Genomic DNA, 17,598 nt, shown 5'->3' on the forward strand with positions numbered 1-17,598 from the left:
ATTTAACACATGATACTAATAACTAGCACTCTTCATCTCATGACCAATTTACTTTTCACTTCACCAGCATCCTCTACGTGTGGCGTTTCCGCCTGTCCTGCAAGTACCTCTTGTAGGCGCTTACGAGCATGATGCAAGCGACTCATAACCGTCCCCTTAGAACATCCTACTACCTCGCTAATCTCAGCGTAGGACAATCCCTCAACCTCTCTCAATAAAATAACCGCACGATGTTCCGCACTTAAATTCTCAATTGCTTCCTGAATCTGCGAACCAAGTTCAGCCGTCTCAAAATTCTTATCTGGGCGTTGTCCATTGACGGCAACGCTTTGAGTCGCGTTGGATATTTTATCCAACACTTTACTGCACTCCAGGGAGGTTTCCAGCTGCTTGTAGCGCTTGCGCATGTGGTCTATAGAGAGATTGTACGCAATGCGATAAATCCACGTATAAAAACTGCACTCATTGCGAAATGATGACAGACTCCGAAAAGCCTTTAAAAACGTCTCTTGAGCAATATCTTCTGCCTCTTCAAAGCTGCAACTAACGCTCATTGCAACCGCCTGCACTTTCTGCTGATATCTTTCGACTAGCTCCCGAAAGGCCGACACATCGCCGCCTTTAGCTCTTTCCACTAAGCTCAAGTCTTCAGCCGGCTTTGATTTCCCTTTAACCGCAAACAAACGACTGCCCACTATAACTTTTGTCCCGCTTAAACAATTCATATTTCCCCCCAAGACTCACCTATATTAGACTCAACTTTGAGGGGTACATTCAATACTACCGCAGATTCCATACAATCTTCAACCACAGTCCTAACTTCCTCCGCTATGCTCTTATGAGCCTCTACTATTAACTCATCGTGGACTTGCATAATTATCCTCGCCTTCTTGCCATACTGCTTAAGAGCGTTGTGAAGCTTAATCATAGCCAGTTTCATGATTTCCGCCGCGGTTCCTTGAATTGGGGTATTTAATAATGAACGCATTACATAGCCACTATCGCGGCCACTGGCATCGACTTGCTGCTGATACCTTCGGCGGCCAAACAGAGTTTCCACGTAGCCCAAACGCGATAACTGCGCGGTAAGTGTGTCGAAATATTCCCTCACCTTAGGGAATCGCTCAAAATATCGGTCTATATAACTTTGCGCATCTCTACGGCTAACACCCAACTGATTAGCGAGCCGAAATGCGCCCATACCGTACAATATGCCAAAATTAATAGTCTTCGCGATGCGGCGATTTTGGCTTTTCTGTGCCTCTCCAATGCCTTCCGTCCCAAAAATCTCCTCTGCAGTTTGAGCATGAATATCATGGCCCTCATAAAAGGCCTTTCTCAAATCCTCATCCCCACAGAGGTGGGCTAGCACTCTAAGCTCAATTTGCGAATAATCCGCCGATATCAAAACGCACCCCGGTTCCGCAACAAAAGCCTTGCGAATAAGCCGACCCCTCTCATTTCGAATTGGAATGTTTTGCAGATTTGGATCACTCGAACTAAGACGTCCTGTCGCGACGATTGCCTGGTTAAACGAGGCATAAATTCGCGAGGTATGTGGAGCACTGAGTTGAATTAAGGAATCAACATAAGTAGTGCTTAGCTTAAATAATTCCCTATACTCGATAATTTTTTCAATAATAGGATGATGGCCAACCAAGGTGTTTAGCACGCTTGCATCCGTCGAAAAGCCACTCTTAGTTTTCTTAACACCTGCCGTTGGAATGCCGAGCTTTTCAAACAAAATACTTCCGAGCTGTTGGTTAGAATTCACATTAAATTCTTCGCCGGCTAAACTACAGATGGCCTGCCTAAGCTCGGCAAGTTCATCATCAAACATCTTTTTTAGCTCGCCCAAAAATCCCACATCCACGCGAACGCCAGCCAGCTCCATGCTAGACAACACCGCCACCAACGGCATCTCAATATCCTCAAATACTCGACGTAAAGACGGCCCCTCTTCTCCAGAATCACTGCAAAAACTCCTCGACCCCAATAACTTATCCAAGACTTGCCTTATTTGCCATGATGCCTCAGCATCATGAGCAGCATAATTAGCCACATCCTCCAAGGGAACCTGCCCGATATGCTCCCTTGAGCCAACTAGTTCCTTATATGGCAACATCTCTTCGTTTAGATGAATTCTAGCTAATGAGCTCAATCCATGCTGGCGCTTATCTGGATTAAGAACATACGACGCAAGCATGCAGTCGAACTCTATACCATCTACAAAATAACCCTGCTGCGTTACAACGCTTAGATCAAACTTCAAATTTAGACCTGTTTTCTTTATTTTCGGATTAGAAAATATTGGCCCAAGAACTTGCTTTACACGTTCGGAATCCAAAGCCTTGCTGCCATCCGGCTCCGATATTAGCGGAAGGTAATATGCCTTATCTTTCTGCCACGAAAACGACATTCCTACGAGCTTACAAGTTCTCACATCCAGCGAAGTAGTCTCTGTATCAAATGCAAACGACTGACTTGCAGATAAACTATCTGCAAACGAATCTAGGGAATCGCTAGCAATCACCTTAAAATCCTTGCCCCCATAGATACTCTCTAAATTCCTAGCACCAGAAACATCGCCGTTAGCAGCTATGGACTCCAACAATTTTTCTAACTCGAGCTTCTTAAACAAAGGTTCAGCCACCTCTTGCCTAACACCTTGGACCTTAAACTCGTCGATATTTGCCATCTCATTAAATGGCGCTACCGCCTCTTCCAAAGTAACCAACTGATAGCTTAGACGAAGCTGGTGGGCATCGCATTCAAGGCATTTTTTTATCTTAGCCTTACTGCGCAGATTCTCAATTTCTTCAATTTTTTCGGGGTTTTCTAACATTTGGTCCAAGGAGCCGAAATAATTAACGAGCACTTCCGCCGATTTAGGACCAATCCCCTTGGCACCAGGTATATTATCGGAGCTATCTCCAGTAAGCGCCAAATAATCCGCCATTTGACCGGGGGCTACACCGTATTTCTCTCTAACTTTTTGTGAGTCCATCCACACATCGCGCATTGGATCCCACATCTCAACGTGTTCGCCAATTAGCTGCGTGAGATCCTTATCTCCACTGACAATGATAACTTTACAGTCCGATGAGGCAAAGCGCTTGACAAGAGTTGCAATAATGTCATCAGCCTCATATCCTTCACGACTCGCCGATTTAATTCCCAAAGCATCGACGATCTGCGAGAAATACGGCATCTGCTGCACGAGTTCCGGAGGACAGGCTGCGCGATTGGCCTTGTAATCGGCAAACAGCGCATGGCGAAAGGTTGGCTTCCCGATATCGAAAGCAACGGCAATGCGCACGCCATCGTCGAGATGTCTTGCTTCAGCCTCTCGAACCAACTTCACGAGCATTCTAGTAAATCCATAAATGGCATTAGTTGGGAAACCCTCTCGGGTCGAAAGAGCGGAAATGGCATAAAAGGCCCTAAAGACGTAGCTAGAGCCATCTACGAGATAGAATACGTTCATAAATAACCTAAACTTATACTAAGGAAGTCAATTAGAGTAGATAAGAATAGACTCTTAATAGAATTTGCGGAAGACCAAACAGGACTATAGTGGTTTTTCTAGCTGCTAACCGGTGGTGCCACTAGCGAGCAGAGGCACATGCTCAGAATCATCTTCACCTTCTTGTTCGGCGCTAGAATTGGCATTTTTATCGGTTTTCTTAGACTCGATCGCTTTTGGCCCTTTTCTAATATCGCTAGCGACCCTATCGAGGACTCCATTGATAAAGACCGAGGAGCTCTCTGAACCATATCGCTTAGACACTTCAATTGCCTCATCAATGGCAACATTTAGGGGCACATCGTTTTGGTAAAGCATCTCAAAAATTGCCATTCTAAGGATTGAGCGATCTACGCGCGTCATCCTACTTAAGCTCCAATGCTCACTAGCAGAAGAAATTTTCGCGTCTAAAACTTGCTTATTCTCGATCGCGCCGTAACACAGGTTACGCGCATAATCTGCGATTATGGTCGAAACGCCAAAATGTTTAAAACAAAGGTCGACCGTTTCTACGTTCCAACAGTCTAGTGCGTCGCACATAAACAGAGCCCTCAATGCGGCCTCACGAGCTTGGCGTCTTACTCCCATAAGGATAGCTTCTCCCTTGTTTATTCTACGGCCAATTCTTTCCCAACAAATCCCTTTATAACAACTATGAAACAGTCAACTTCTCCACTTGCGACAGGACGTTTACCATTTCAATTGCTGCCACCGCGGCCTCCCAACCCTTATTCCCTGCTTTTCCCCCAGCTCGCTCCCTCGCATGCTCGCTATTCTTAACTGTGAGCACGCCAAAAGTAACCGGAGTCAATGTCTCAAGCGATACCTGCATTAGGCCAGATGCGACTTCGTCGCATATAAGCCTGTAATGATCTGTTTCTCCTTCTATCAAGGTACCCAGCGCAATTATCGCATCGAATTTCCCCAACAGGGCAAGCTTTCTCACTGTTACCGGAATTTCAAAACTTCCAGGCACGCGAACAACAGTAACCCCTCCCTCACTGCCACCATGGCGAATAATCGCATCGATGGCACCATCGACCAATAACTGCGTAACCTGTCCGTTAAAACGGCTTGCCACAATTGCAAAACTGCTATTACTGCATGTTATGGCGCCATGTATCTGATTAGTGACTCTGCCAGCAGACATTATAGAAAATCTCCTCAAAGAACTAACACTTCCAAGCTCAAACAAAAGAGCCAGTTAGGGAATTACCGCTCCCCATGCAAAGCGACGTATTATATAGCAAAATAATGAGGAAGACAACCTCAAAGGAAGCTTTAGAGACGCGCCCAAAACGATCCTCATAGCAATGGCTAAGAAGCGTTTCTCATAACGTAGCGAGGCTGTTGCAAGAAATAGAGCTTTTCAAACACCAAGAAAACGGCAAATAAGAGAGATATAAAGAAGGCATCCCCTATTAGTTGTGTCACGTAGAAAGGGATCGCAGCGCCGTAACACAACAACAGGCCGGATAAAGTCTTTGGATAAAGACCCTCAACTAGCCATACTCCGAAATTTGTCCACACAAAAAACACAGTCGAGCTTGCACATGTAACGGTTAACAGGGGTAAAAAGCCACTCTTATCCTTCACTATGGAGCCCGCAAAAATTGCTAAAAACAAAGAAGTGTACACAAAAAACATAGTCGAATGCAGGCCGAGAACCAAATCTGACACGAACATACTGACAAATACTACAACAAATGCCCAAAATGTATTTCGCAAATAAGCACCGCCAAAAACCCCAACAGCAATAATTGGCGTAACGTTTGGGACATGTGGCACTAGCCTACACGCCGCCGCCGCTAAAACAATTAAAGCCACTGCTATCGATCTGCGATTTAACATGCCGCTCCTCTCTACAATATTTTCTGTTGGTAAAATATTTTAGTACTTATACCCCAAGAGCTACCAAAAGCACAAAAAAAAAGCGATCCTTTTCCTCCTGAGGCTAACGACGAAACACAAGCAGAAGACGTGGATCTTGACGACATTTCCGACGAACTCGACGGCCTTATTGACGCGATGGCTAATAACTCAGATTCGGACAACGATCGTTATTCCGCTGGCATCGAATAGGTGATCAGTAGCAACGGCGTTAATGAGGCTAGTGTAGCAAGTTTTACCATTCCCCAAACATGGACTTATCAAATATAATTAGAGCATCAGTAACCAGAAATAAAGATTAGAAAAACACACAATGAAAAATAGAAAAAAAATCCAATCGACAATTTGCAATACATCGCCTGCACTAACCGTGTTTTTTTCCATGGCATTAAGTTTTACCCCACAACATGCTCTGGCTGAAACTACCGATTTTGGGGGTTCGCCTGAGGAATACAAAGGAGACGGAGATTTAGTGCCACCGCGTTGCCAAGTCGAAGCTCCTAGGACCACCAAATCTCCTTTCTCTCTTAAGTGGGACTGCACAGATAACGACGAGGATCATTCTCCTAAGGAAAACATTAAGACAAGCGCGTGGATTAGGCGAACTACTGATACGAGATGGAGGCTGGTCGATCATTTCTTAGGTTTTCCAGCGTCGCTGTTGGTAGAAAATTCGATTTTGCAACTGCCTCCCGATGCAGAAATTCGTGCTGGCTTACCAGTCCAGCTTCGAATAGAAGCTTCGGATGCTGCCGGCAACACGACTTTTTCTCCAGCATTAACGGTGCTTAGAAGAGACACAGAGTTAGAATCGTGTGCACTTGAAATAAAAACCACGTCGTCAACAGTAGCGGCAAATGATATTGAGATCATTGCCTCACAACTGAGCGACTCTAGTTATGGAATTACTTCGAGCTCTAGCACTGAAGCTAGCCCTTGCGAACTCGAAGATGTTTGCAAGGCGGATAGCATAATAACTATCGATGCATCATTTTCAGTCGTTTCAGACACAGGTGAGGCCGAAGGCACTTTGACAATCATGCCGGGAACTTCTCTTAGCGTCGAAGGCAATGTCGAACCAGATAATGAATCAGCACTCACACATGTTACTTTAAGCGGCACCGCGACGTTCGACGGAGAAGAAGGAAGTGTAACTCTGATTTGCGAGTAAAGATTGGGCGTGTCCTCTGACACGCCCAATAGGCATTAACGCACTGCCTACTTCTTAGCCAACATCTGCACTGCCTTATTTGACTCCTTAAGCAGTTCTAAACTGAGGCTGTCCGTTTTTGCCAAAGCATCTACGCCTGCATCTTTAGCAGCAAGCAATGGTTTAAGATCTCCCCAAATCTTCTCGACTGCATTTAACTGGGTTAAAATTTCGGGATCTTTTGCGCCAGTAGGAATTCCCATAGCCGGACTCCCTTCCTTCAAGCCTTTTAGCGATGTCTCAAAAAGAGTTATAGTGGCCGTAAGCTTATTTGCATTAGAATCCCCGCTAGCACTTAAGCTGATCAAAAGAAATTCCTTAATCATCTTTTGACTAAGCATTCTCTGCCTACCAGCAATGTTTATGAGAGTTGCTAGTTCTTGGTCTCCCTTTACGCCAATAACCGCTTTCGCCTCCAGCTCAAAGAGCCCAACTATCTTGTTGGCCTTTACCAACACTTCTTCACTAAGCACTTCCAAGCTCTTCATCTGCTCATCGCTTGGCTTGCCGCCATCGACAATTGTTTGGTAGATAGCCTTAACTTCAGCATACGTCTTGTTTAACTCTTCGAGGTCGCGATTAATTCTCGAATACCCACTAGCCGGCAAACCCAAGGCCGCATCACCCGAAATTAAGCCTTGCTGAGTCTTCTCAAACAATGCCATTGTTTGCTTAAGGCTTTCGCCGTTCTTAGCTGCATCAACCCCTTTTAGGATCAGCAACGCCTCTTTCGCCATCTTCTGAGACAACATGCGCTGCCTACCAGATAAATCCAGTATCGTATTAAACTCCGCCTCTGTCGGAGCTGAATAACTCTCCCCGGGATTCATAGCGAACAAAAGCACTGCAAATAATATACTTGTAATATGTAATAATTTTCTTTTTGCGCAAAACATAACCTATTTATCCGTTAATTTACTCATCCAACTTAAGACCTTTACTGCAACAAAAGACGAATATTCGATTATCCCAAACATTATCAAGACGCCACTTTTTTTTGATATGACACTAAGCCAAACAGCAAGCCTGTCGTTTCGTTACGGACGAATTAGGTGCCTGAATCTTTTGCGCAATACGGAATAAATAAGCACGGCTTCACTGCTGTTTACATAGTTCCCTTTTTCCAAGGTAAGGACTATGCTCACTTCTTGAACGATGCCGCCCGTAAAAAAAGGGTAGGTGTCATAACTTAATAAGGAGGTAATACACAAAAGAGGTAATATACAAATGAGAAAACTTAAACTTTGCTTGTTAGCATGTTCGGTTTTGCTTTTATCAAATGTTGCTCCAGCGTTTGCTGAGAACGGAAAGGTTTTTATTTGTCATAGGACCAACGGGGCGAATCCCTACGTGCTCATATCCGTAGGGAGTGCGGCCTACAATGCGCACATTGCTCATGGCGATGTAGCGCCAACGGCATTCTATCCAGATGCTAATGGCGATGGCTTTGGCGATGTGAACGCAGAAGGCGTGTTGGCATGTAACGATCCAGGGGATGGCTCTGTATCGAACAACACTGACTGCGATGACACCAATGCGAATGTTTCGCCAGTTGGGGTGGAGGAATGCGATCAACTAGATAACGATTGCGATGGCCTAGTTGATGAAGATGATGTTTGCGGTGGACCAGACCCAGAGTGTACTGGTCAAACCTGCGAAACATTTACAACGTGTAACGCAGGCGGAAATTGCGGCAGCAGTGGCGTTTGTGGATCGACGGCAGAAGGTGGTGGCCTTTGCGTAAACGGCGCTACTCCGTGTAGTGGACTTGCCGATTGCGTCACATCGGATGACTGCGCAGACGGAGCCATCTGCTTTGTAAATAGCTGTTGTGTTCGCGCAGTTTGCGTGCCAGTTAATGCATTCTGCTCACAGGCAGGCGCGGCAGCTCCTAGTGCGTTAGAGTCATTAGTAGTTCAATCAGGCGGCGCAGCTTTCGGTCGCAAGTAGTACGAGGTAGTACTTTAGGGGCGTGGTTGTTCACACGCCCCTAATTTAATTTAACCACGGGCAGTTCTATAGGTGTATCTTCGCAGCTATCGTGCATAATCCAGCGCGATGGGCTATCTGGGTCGTCGGTTACCAAAATATGCCTTAACCAATTATACGGGGAATCGGAAAACTCTAACACCTCACACTTCTCCTCCTTGCTTTTCTTCTCTATAGTCTTCTGTTCAGACGAAAAAGAACGCGAATGGCGAAGAGGAAGAACTAAATAATCCCTAGCTCTAGTACAAGCTACGTAAAACAAACGCTTTTCTTCTTCGATAGAAAGCCCTCTGTTCTGCTCTCTTATCGCGCGACTAACTAGGGTTTCACTGCGCTTGTAATCGGCATTTTCATCTTCGACTTTGATGCCAAGAAAATCGAACTCCTCTTCCGTCCCCAGCTCATTTCTAAGCGCGATACGAGCCGAAATAAAATCGCCGCCATCAGCGCGTTTTCTAGCGGACAAAAATGGCAATATCACCATAGGGAACTCTAAGCCCTTTGCGCCGTGAATAGTCATCAACACAACCGCATAAGAGGATTCGTCTCCACTCATACTTTTGCCAGAATCCCAGCGCCGCGCCTCTAGAAAATTTAAGGCCCCCAAAATACTTCCGTCGCTCTCATTCTCAAGTTCAGCAGAGCGCAATTCATCTATAAAAAATTGAAGATTGCTCGCCGCATCGCTTCGCCCCACAGCTTGGTACGCCTCACACACGCCATTTTCAGTAACAATTAATGCTAACATTCGGGAGGCAAGCATAATTTTACTTAGCGCTATCCACTTCTTAATTTTTTTTACCGCAGCTGTATACTTCCCCCCAACACCGCCTGCTTGGTTAGTTTCGAAACAGTTGTTCCAGTTGCAGCCCAATTGATAATACAATTCAACAAGCTCTCTATCGCTAAGGCCTAAAAGAGGCGAGCGAAGCAATCCAACTAGATAAATCGAATTAGTCGGATCGTTTAAAAATCTAAGCAAGGCTTCCAGATACACTATCTCTTCTAAATCGTAAAAACCCGAGCTGTGCGAAACGCTGTGCTCAATGCCACGCGCTAACAAAGCCTGCGCCATTAGCAGTAGCTGCTTAGAAGTGCGACACAGTACTGCAATTTTCCGCCCAGTAGCTACGTTTTGCAATCTCGACCAACGAGCACTGCACTCTGCCGTCTCTCCCTCCAGGCTAGAAAGAACTGACTCAATAAAAAGCGCCACATTTTCAGCCTCTAATATTTCCGCTCCAGATCTGCCCGATATATTGCCTCCAACATCCAAGACACTAACAGCAGCAATCTCGCCGCTAGTTTCCTCATTCGCCCTTTTTGCTATCATCGGATAAAACTCGCTAAACGAGTTAGCTATGCTGGCGTCTCCAGAATCAAGCTGTCTAGCACTAAACAGCTCATTAAAAAAACAATTAATAAAGCGCAGTATCTCAGGCCGAGTGCGATAGTTATCGCGCAAAGTAAGAATCCTGCCGAAGCTATCTACAATTTCTCTAGCCGCTCTACTAAACACCCTAACATCGCCACCCCTAAAGCCATATATTGCCTGATGGCAGTCGCCCACCAAAAAGACGCTGCGGTCCGCGCTATCACCTCCACCTTTAGCAATCGCTCGAACAATGTCCCATTGATAATTATCTGTATCTTGAAATTCATCTACCATTATATGGCGAAACTTTCTTCGCAACTTAGCAACAACTGCTCTGTGTGCCGCAAACTCGGATCCCTCACTTGGAACACAAAGTATTCTCCTAGCCTCAATGACCAAATCCTCAAAGTCGACCAAGCCGCCCTGTTTTTTTTTCGACGAATACTTTTCTAATGCTTTGCGAGCAAAGCGACATACTGTTTGCGCAATTTTTACACCCTCCATTTCGCGCTCGAGATTCCAGTTAAGAGACTGAGGATTTAAAGCAATTATTTCCTCCCTTAACTCCTTCCAAAAATTCCGGGGATTATGCTTGCTCTTGCGCTTCGCAAAAGCCTTATGTTCATCCAAGAATCCCTCTAACTCAGCCAATCGAGCTATCAACTCATCCGACATTTCGTCAGCTTTGATAGCCGCCAATACTTCGCTTACCTTGTGTCCGAGCACCTCAAATGTCTCTTTCTGCAATTCCTCCATGCCCCCATCATCGGAGCTAGAGAGCCAAGGTAAAAACGCTGCTATCCACTCCTCGAGAAATCGGCCCACCTTACCCACGGCGTTGTCACGAATTTGGCGCAAAAGTCCTTTTAACACGTGCCTAACTCCTCGGTGCGAATCTCGATATCTCTCGACTTCGCCACAATCCACGTAATTAGCCAAACCCTCAAGCGTCCGCGGAGAGGAAACCATTTTTACAACCTCCTCCTCCAAACACTTATAAGACACTCCCTGCTCCAATATGGCATCAACCTCACGAGCCGTATCTCCATGAGTTAATATCTCTCTCGTAGCCTCCAGAATCATTTCACGCTGCTGCAGGCTACTAACGACATTGCCAATACGGCACGCCTCAGCGACACCGCCAGCCGCCGAAATCACAGATGAAGCGAACGAATGAATTGTGCTAATCTGAACGACTGGAAAAATACTTGCAGCCTCGAGCAATCTTTGGCGCTCCACTTCACTTAAAAGCCTATCCTCAAATACACTGCTTCGAATTGCATTCCAAATAGCATCTTCTACTCTCCGCTTAATCTCCCATGCAGCCTTTTCTGTAAATGTAATCGCGAGAATCGATTGGGCTGGCTCTCCGCTTAAGATGAGGCGAAGTATTCGCGTTTGTAGCACCTGAGTTTTGCCCGAACCCGCTCCTGCAATTAACGCAACACTGCTACTCACCTGCGATGCCTCCTCCTGCTCCGGCGAAAGTTTGGCATTCACCCCTTTCGTCGAATGGAACACTTCCCGCCGAGCCGTATCGCCACCGCTTTTTGACACTATTGCTCGCCTGCCTGAATGATTGCCTAGCTTTCGATCCAACAACACCTCGTTGCGGGCACATATCTTGTTAAACTCGCAAACAAAGCAGCTTTCCGTCTCGAGATTCTGGCAAAACCAGCCATCTCGAGCCAGGCTATCTAGGCTTAACACCCTCGATTTTACCCATTCGACTCGACGTTCCACTTCCGTTTCATCTAAATACTCAGCCGAAGCATTCTTATTTCCAGCAGCGGCTGCTAAATGCTCAATTAATACGCCCTTACGTAGGGACAACATCTCCGCATCTCTTCTGTTAGGCTTAGCTAAATGTATAATTCCTCCCCTATAGGGGTATCTATCCAACAAAATATTTTGTCTTACGGCAGCGGCATAGAGAGCCATTTGCAAACTGCTTCCCCCCTCGACCTCCCTTAACGTTGGTGGATATTTTGAGGTCTTATAATCCCAAATAGCCACCTTACTTTCTGCTTCTACCTGTCCTTCGTTAGAAGTAATCTTAAACACGTCAATTCGATCAATCACTCCAGAAATTAACACCTCGCCACGCTCACCTGCGTGTCTAAGACTTAAAGCTCGACCGCTGCCCAATCCTCGACCAAAGCTATACTCTAAATATTTTGGCCAGGTTTCTAAAAACTCCACCTGATAAAATATGGCTGCCCGCAAAAACCCTTGTTTGCCCGAGTACGCGTACTGCCCATGCTCTAAACCAGCAATTACCTTCTGGCGAGCGCCTCTAAGCAGTGGATGACTAGTCCAATCTATGTCGCTCTCAAGAAACCTCTCCTTTGCGATCTTCAACATCAACTGACAGGCAGAGCTAAAGTTGTCCTTCCCCACACTCTCTCCCCGCAGCACGTAGTGCGAAAAAAAACGCTCCAAGCAGCTATGTACAATGCTCCCAATCTCGGCATTTACCTCATCGAGGTAACTCCGCTCTTTGGTAGATAACCCCAATACATAGCGAAAATAGAAGCGATGCGCACAGTCTGCCAGCATCTCGAGTGAAGATACTGAATATCGGTTTACTTCTCCGCTAACAAAACCCTGCCCCTCGGCATAGCCTAGACATAGATCCCAAACGCCAGGGCTTAACATGCCATCGTACGCTGTAAACTCAGAACCACTGCGGCTTGAAAGCAATTCCCTAGCTCGCGCTCTGCTCTCATCATCAAGCGGCAAGGACACTCCGTTTCCAAATGGCTCCAATTGCGTTTCCTTAGGACACTGCAACACTTCTAAGTCCTGCAAGCCGCCACGCGCTAGAGACTCAAGCGCCCTAACAAAAGTAGCTGGGATGTTACTGCAGGCGATTTCCTCTCTATCGCAATAGGCTATAACTAGCTCCCTCGCTGAGCGAATCAGATGAGACATGAGTCCGTATGACTCGAACATTTTCTGGATATGCGTTTGATAAACATGTTCAACCTGAAACGGCCCTGCTGACTCGCCGCTATCGCTTCCCAGTGGAAAACTTTCCGCTGTAGCACCTAGAACTATGCTGAACTTATCTCGCATGCCGCGAACGTCCAGTAGCTCGCTAACTGCTACGGCATTCGGATCTATGGGAGACAGCAGGCTTGCCGAGCCCAAGTGAGAAAAGAAATGTCCCATAAACGCCCTAAAACCACCCGCTTGCTTCCCTGAGATGCGACTCTGAAAGCTTATAGAGCTAATCGCACTAGAAAACACCCGCCTAAGCTCGCGACTACTTTTAACGAAGACGCGAAGATCCTCTAGCGCGCCGCTGTCCTCGCTACCAGCAATTGCTTCCCTCAGTATCCGCAACCTTGCTCTGCCCCTAAAAAACTCCTTGCGAATAGCCGCACCTAGTTCCGCACAACTCGTGTGCAACTTGAGCAGCGATAACACAGTTTGAAGTTCGCCATCCAATATTGCTAGATTCTTAAGCATTTCAAGGCACTGCTCGCATAATGCCTGGCGACTTGCTGCGCTGACATAAACGTCCATGTCGAGGTTCGACAACTTACGGCCGTAGTACTCGAGTATTGGCCTAGCCCAGTTCTCGCTCTCAATTAGCGCGTACTGACTGCCTAGGTATTTAAATTCCTGGTAAAGGCTAAAAATATTGAGTGAAGGCGGAAGTTTTGTAACATGCCCCCACGAAAAACCTCCAAATGTGTCCTCAAAAACCTTACTAGCTGAGATTTGCTCCAAACAATCGGAATGCGATTTTACAAAGCGATCGAGCTTCTCGCTATCAAGCTGCGGAGTAGCTACAAAGGAGTTCTTATAATACTTATAAGCTGTTTCTAAAGAAGGTCTCTCCAGCCAGTTAAAATACAACTTCGCGGCAAGTGCTGGCGCTGAGTGCCGAAGCGGCTTCCCCTTAGCCATTGAATATTGCATGCCAACGCGTGAAAATTCTTCCTGAATAAAATTCAAATACGCATCGAGATTTAATGCAATCAGATGAAAATCGCTTGGCCTAGCTATTTTTTTGGAAACTGCGTGGGAAATCGCCTCCGCAGCCTTTCTCACTTCCTGTCGTCTAGTATCGCATCGCCATACCGATATTCCCTCAGATGGCTTTTTCTGTCTAGAATCTCCATCAAAAACAAATTGTACCGTGCTTTCTCTACTCGCATTATCCCCATAGAGCTCGTGTAATGAGGAAAAACTATGTCCGTCTTGTTGCACGAACGACCGCATGCTAGCAAGCCGTCTATTAGACGGCTTGAGTTCATCCTCGGTATTGAGAACCGACGGTGGCACCAGCACGTGAAGCTCAACTAATCTAGCAATCTTTAGCCACAACCTGCGCTCCAGCGCGTGCATAATGTTTGGCTCTGCTAATACAATTGCCTCAGGCAACCCCAGCGCTCCAGCTCTACCGAAGAACCTCTCTGAGTCTAGCTTTTCAACTAGAATGGCCAGCACTTCTACTTGATCTACGCGGCGCTCGTCGCGCATAAACGCCTGGTACTTGTCTCTTAAGAGAATTAACTCTTCGAGCCGGCGTTTATCTTCCTTGGCATTCCCCCATTCATCGATTGCAGCCTTAAAAAATACCTCATCCGTCTCATGCAGGCGCACGTTGTCAATGAAGGTTTTTATCCCGACAATCTCGCTCGGAGGCCCAATTAGAAACCCCTCGGCACTTGCGGTCATCCAATCTCTTAACGACAACGTTAGTGTCGAAAATGCCGTGCGGCTGCTCTCGATGAGCGCGTGAAATGCGAGCTCCGTTTCGCGGGGAGATAGCCTCGAATAAAGACTTTCGGCCTCCCAAAGCGAAATTTTGTTTAGTATTTCAAGAAGACAATCGTTAACGGTTAGAGCTCGTAGACACTCTTGCTTGCCAACAGTTTCTATCCACTGATTTAGCAAGGCAGTTCTAAGACGCGTCTCAGAAAGTACCCATGTGCTTTTTCGGCTGATAGTCTCGAGAAACGATTCTAAGCTCTTCATCTGCACATGGGGTTAGCAATAAAACTGCTTCGCAAAACAACCGCGCTATAGTTGCTTTGCAAGCTCGCGTATATACGCCTTAAGTTGCGGCGCAATATCGCGTCGCTTTAGGCCAAACGCAATGCCAGCTTGTAGATAGCCGAGTTTATCGCCAGCATCATAGCGATGACCGGTAAACTCATATCCCAAAAAACCTTCCACTTTCATCATCCTATCCATGGCATCTGTAAGTTGTATCTCTCCTGCCTTACCAGGCTTGGTCCTTTCCAAGTATTCAAAAATAGAGGGCTTTAGAACATATCTTCCAACTATTGCTAGATTAGAAGGCGCATCTTCGAGATTGGGCTTTTCGACCATGGAATCCAGTTGATATACGCGCTCGCCAACTAAATGTCCGCCACAAATTCCAAATTTCGGCACATCTTCGTTCGACACGCGCATCAAAGCAACAACGGAAGTTTGGTATTCGGAAAAGACATTCATCATTTGCTTGGTGCAGGGCGTCGCAGAATCAACCAAATCATCTCCCAATAAGACCACGAAGGGTTCGTTGCCAATTAAATTCTTAGCACAAAGCACTGCATGCCCCAAACCCCTTGGCTCGCGCTGTCGCATTGTGACAATTTTTGCCATGGAGCTAGCTTTCTGCAGACTCTCCAAAAGATCAGTCTTACCCTCTCTTTCGAGTTTCTGCTCCAGTTCTGGATAGTGATCGAAGTGATCGACTATTGAACTCTTGCCTCGACCCGTTATGAGAATTACTTCCTCAATCCCCGAATCGACCGCTTCCTTTACGATGTATTGTATTATAGGTATGTCGACTATGGGCAACAGCTCCTTGGGAACTGTCTTTGTAGCCGGCAAAAACCTCGTTCCTAGCCCCGCAACTGGAATCACCGCTTTTCTTATCGACATGACATACCTCTTATCCCTTTTTCAACAATCTAAACAAAGCAAGTCCAAACTACAACACGTGTGCAATTTCTATCGCACATAGCACATTTTCGCTCGCTTAATTTCTCTAACGGCGCATATTACAGCACAATCAACTAATCATTTCAAGAGCTTAGAACTGGCCCCGATTTTGCTTGTAGTTTGTTAAGGTAATACAGGCAAATGAAAATGGAAAACATCCTAATAGTCGAAGATGCCGATACTTTGAGAGAAAGTCTCTCTGAGGTTCTAACAGCCCAGGGTTGGAATGTTACGCTAAGCGCCACTGCCGAAGACGCACTATCTCAAATAAATTCATCGGAATTTAGTCTAGTACTAAGCGATCTAAAACTGCCTGGCCTAAATGGTTTAGACCTTGTCAGGGAGGCGCGAAAAATGCGTGGCTCCCTGCCCATTGTCGTCATGACAGCTTATGGAAGCATAGATATCGCCGTAGAAGCAATGAAGCTAGGCGCAATTGACTTTATCACAAAACCCTTTTCTCCCTCCGCTCTGATTAATATTTTAGAGCAAATCGCTGAGCACCGCCGCATCATCGATCGCTCCACCGGCAGAACTGCTCGACGTCAGCGAAGTTTTATAACACAAAACGAAGTTGCTCAGGAAATGCTCGAGCACGCTCGAAAAGTCGCCCCTCTTAGTTCTCCGGTGTTGCTGCTCGGCGAAAGCGGAACCGGCAAGGAGCTAATTGCACGCTATATACACGAACACAGCCATAGGAGTGCCAGTCCCTTTATAGGCATAAACTGCGGCTCGATGCCTAGCGAACTGCTAGAAAGCGAATTTTTTGGCCATGAAGCAGGAGCCTTTACGGGCGCGACTGAGCCGCGCAGTGGTCTCTTTGAAGTGGGCCATATGGGAACCATTTTCCTGGATGAAATCGGGAATATGCCAACAATATTGCAAACCAAGCTGCTTAGAACTCTGCAAGAATCCGAGATCAAACGTCTGGGCAGCACTAAATTCAAGAAAATCGACGTGCGGATTGTCTCAGCTACTAATGCTAATTTAAAAGAAGCCATTAGCGCGGGAGCCTTTCGCGAAGACCTTTTCTATCGCCTTGGAGTAGTGGCCCTAGAAATCCCTCCTCTTCGCGAGCGACCAGAGGATATATTATTGCTAGCGAACTATTTCCTAAAATCGCTATGCCACGAGTTCTCAATTGATATTCCGGAAATAACCCCTGAGGCCAAACAAGTTTTAAGCATCTACCATTGGCCAGGGAATGTTAGAGAACTAGAAAACGCCATAGAACGAGCATTAATATTTTCCGACAAAGCTCTAACTCCTGCCTCGTTCAACCTCATGCCGGGAAACCAGAACTCTGTCAAGAAAAACGCCGACAACAGCCTTCACACTGTCGTCCAGGAAAATATTCGCAGCACTGAAACTGACCTAATAACAAAAGTGCTTAATAGGACTCACGGCAATAAAGCACAAGCCGCAAAGATACTAGGTGTTAGCTACAAAACGCTATTAAACAAGATAAAAGACTATGAGTTGGAGCCCATTTAATTACTTTATCTTTTTGCCAGGCCCAATAAACTATTCAAAATTTGCCGACTTTAGGCTAAAATAGTACTAATGTGTTTACTGGATGTTAATTTTAAGTGGTTCTATACAGTCCTGCAAAGTTTTGTCCAATTCGACTTAGGTTAGATA

The 17,598-nt window shown here is 46.1% G+C and carries 11 protein-coding genes; 3 read left to right on the forward strand and 8 right to left on the reverse strand.

The features are described 5' to 3' along the window. Positions 1–32: 32 nt before the first annotated feature. The 5 genes from IT291_08510 to IT291_08530 all read right to left on the reverse strand — a co-directional run bounded on the left by IT291_08510 (position 33) and on the right by IT291_08530 (position 5,377). Positions 33–725, reverse strand: coding sequence for a sigma-70 family RNA polymerase sigma factor (locus IT291_08510; protein ID MCC6221264.1), 693 nt, complete (start codon positions 723–725; stop codon positions 33–35). Then, positions 722–3,487 (reverse strand): DNA polymerase I, encoded by a 2,766-nt coding sequence (gene polA, locus IT291_08515; protein MCC6221265.1) that lies wholly within the window; start codon positions 3,485–3,487, stop codon positions 722–724. The genes IT291_08510 and polA overlap by 4 nt, the downstream gene beginning before the upstream one ends. 105 nt (positions 3,488–3,592) lie before the next feature. After that, complete coding sequence (gene nusB, locus IT291_08520; protein ID MCC6221266.1) at positions 3,593–4,114, reverse strand: transcription antitermination factor NusB; 522 nt, start codon at positions 4,112–4,114, stop codon at positions 3,593–3,595. Positions 4,115–4,178: 64 nt separating this feature from the next. After that, on the reverse strand, positions 4,179–4,676 hold the full coding sequence (locus IT291_08525; protein MCC6221267.1) for a 6,7-dimethyl-8-ribityllumazine synthase: 498 nt from the start codon (positions 4,674–4,676) through the stop codon (positions 4,179–4,181). Positions 4,677–4,843: 167 nt separating this feature from the next. After that, positions 4,844–5,377 (reverse strand): hypothetical protein, encoded by a 534-nt coding sequence (locus tag IT291_08530; GenBank protein ID MCC6221268.1) that lies wholly within the window; start codon positions 5,375–5,377, stop codon positions 4,844–4,846. Between the two features lie 352 nt (positions 5,378–5,729). Here IT291_08530 and IT291_08535 point away from each other — a divergent pair, with 352 nt between their 5' ends. Then, positions 5,730–6,587 (forward strand): hypothetical protein, encoded by an 858-nt coding sequence (locus tag IT291_08535; protein ID MCC6221269.1) that lies wholly within the window; start codon positions 5,730–5,732, stop codon positions 6,585–6,587. Positions 6,588–6,634: 47 nt separating this feature from the next. Here IT291_08535 and IT291_08540 read toward each other — a convergent pair whose 3' ends face one another. Continuing rightward, positions 6,635–7,522 carry a type IV pili methyl-accepting chemotaxis transducer N-terminal domain-containing protein gene (locus IT291_08540; protein ID MCC6221270.1) on the reverse strand — a complete coding sequence of 296 codons (888 nt, stop codon included), beginning with the start codon at positions 7,520–7,522 and terminating at the stop codon, positions 6,635–6,637. A gap of 331 nt (positions 7,523–7,853) precedes the next feature. On the opposite strand from IT291_08540, the gene IT291_08545 reads away from it, so the two are divergent. Then, a complete protein-coding gene (locus tag IT291_08545; protein MCC6221271.1) occupies positions 7,854–8,576 on the forward strand; it encodes a putative metal-binding motif-containing protein in 723 nt (240 codons plus the stop codon). A 40-nt stretch (positions 8,577–8,616) separates the two neighbouring features. Here the strand turns inward: IT291_08545 and IT291_08550 are convergent, their stop codons facing one another. Together IT291_08550 and galU are read right to left on the reverse strand one after the other, a co-directional pair. After that, a complete protein-coding gene (locus IT291_08550; protein MCC6221272.1) occupies positions 8,617–14,982 on the reverse strand; it encodes a UvrD-helicase domain-containing protein in 6,366 nt (2,121 codons plus the stop codon). 45 nt (positions 14,983–15,027) lie between these two features. Continuing rightward, positions 15,028–15,897: a UTP--glucose-1-phosphate uridylyltransferase GalU gene (gene galU / locus IT291_08555; GenBank protein ID MCC6221273.1), complete on the reverse strand. Its 870-nt coding sequence runs from the start codon at positions 15,895–15,897 to the stop codon at positions 15,028–15,030. Between the two features lie 201 nt (positions 15,898–16,098). Between galU and IT291_08560 the strand changes: the two genes are divergently transcribed. Beyond that, a complete protein-coding gene (locus tag IT291_08560; GenBank protein ID MCC6221274.1) occupies positions 16,099–17,451 on the forward strand; it encodes a sigma-54-dependent Fis family transcriptional regulator in 1,353 nt (450 codons plus the stop codon). The last annotated feature ends 147 nt before the right edge of the window (positions 17,452–17,598 follow it).

This window comes from Deltaproteobacteria bacterium, assembly GCA_020845775.1.
In the GTDB taxonomy this organism is placed as follows: Bacteria; Bdellovibrionota_C; UBA2361; order SZUA-149; family JADLFC01; genus JADLFC01.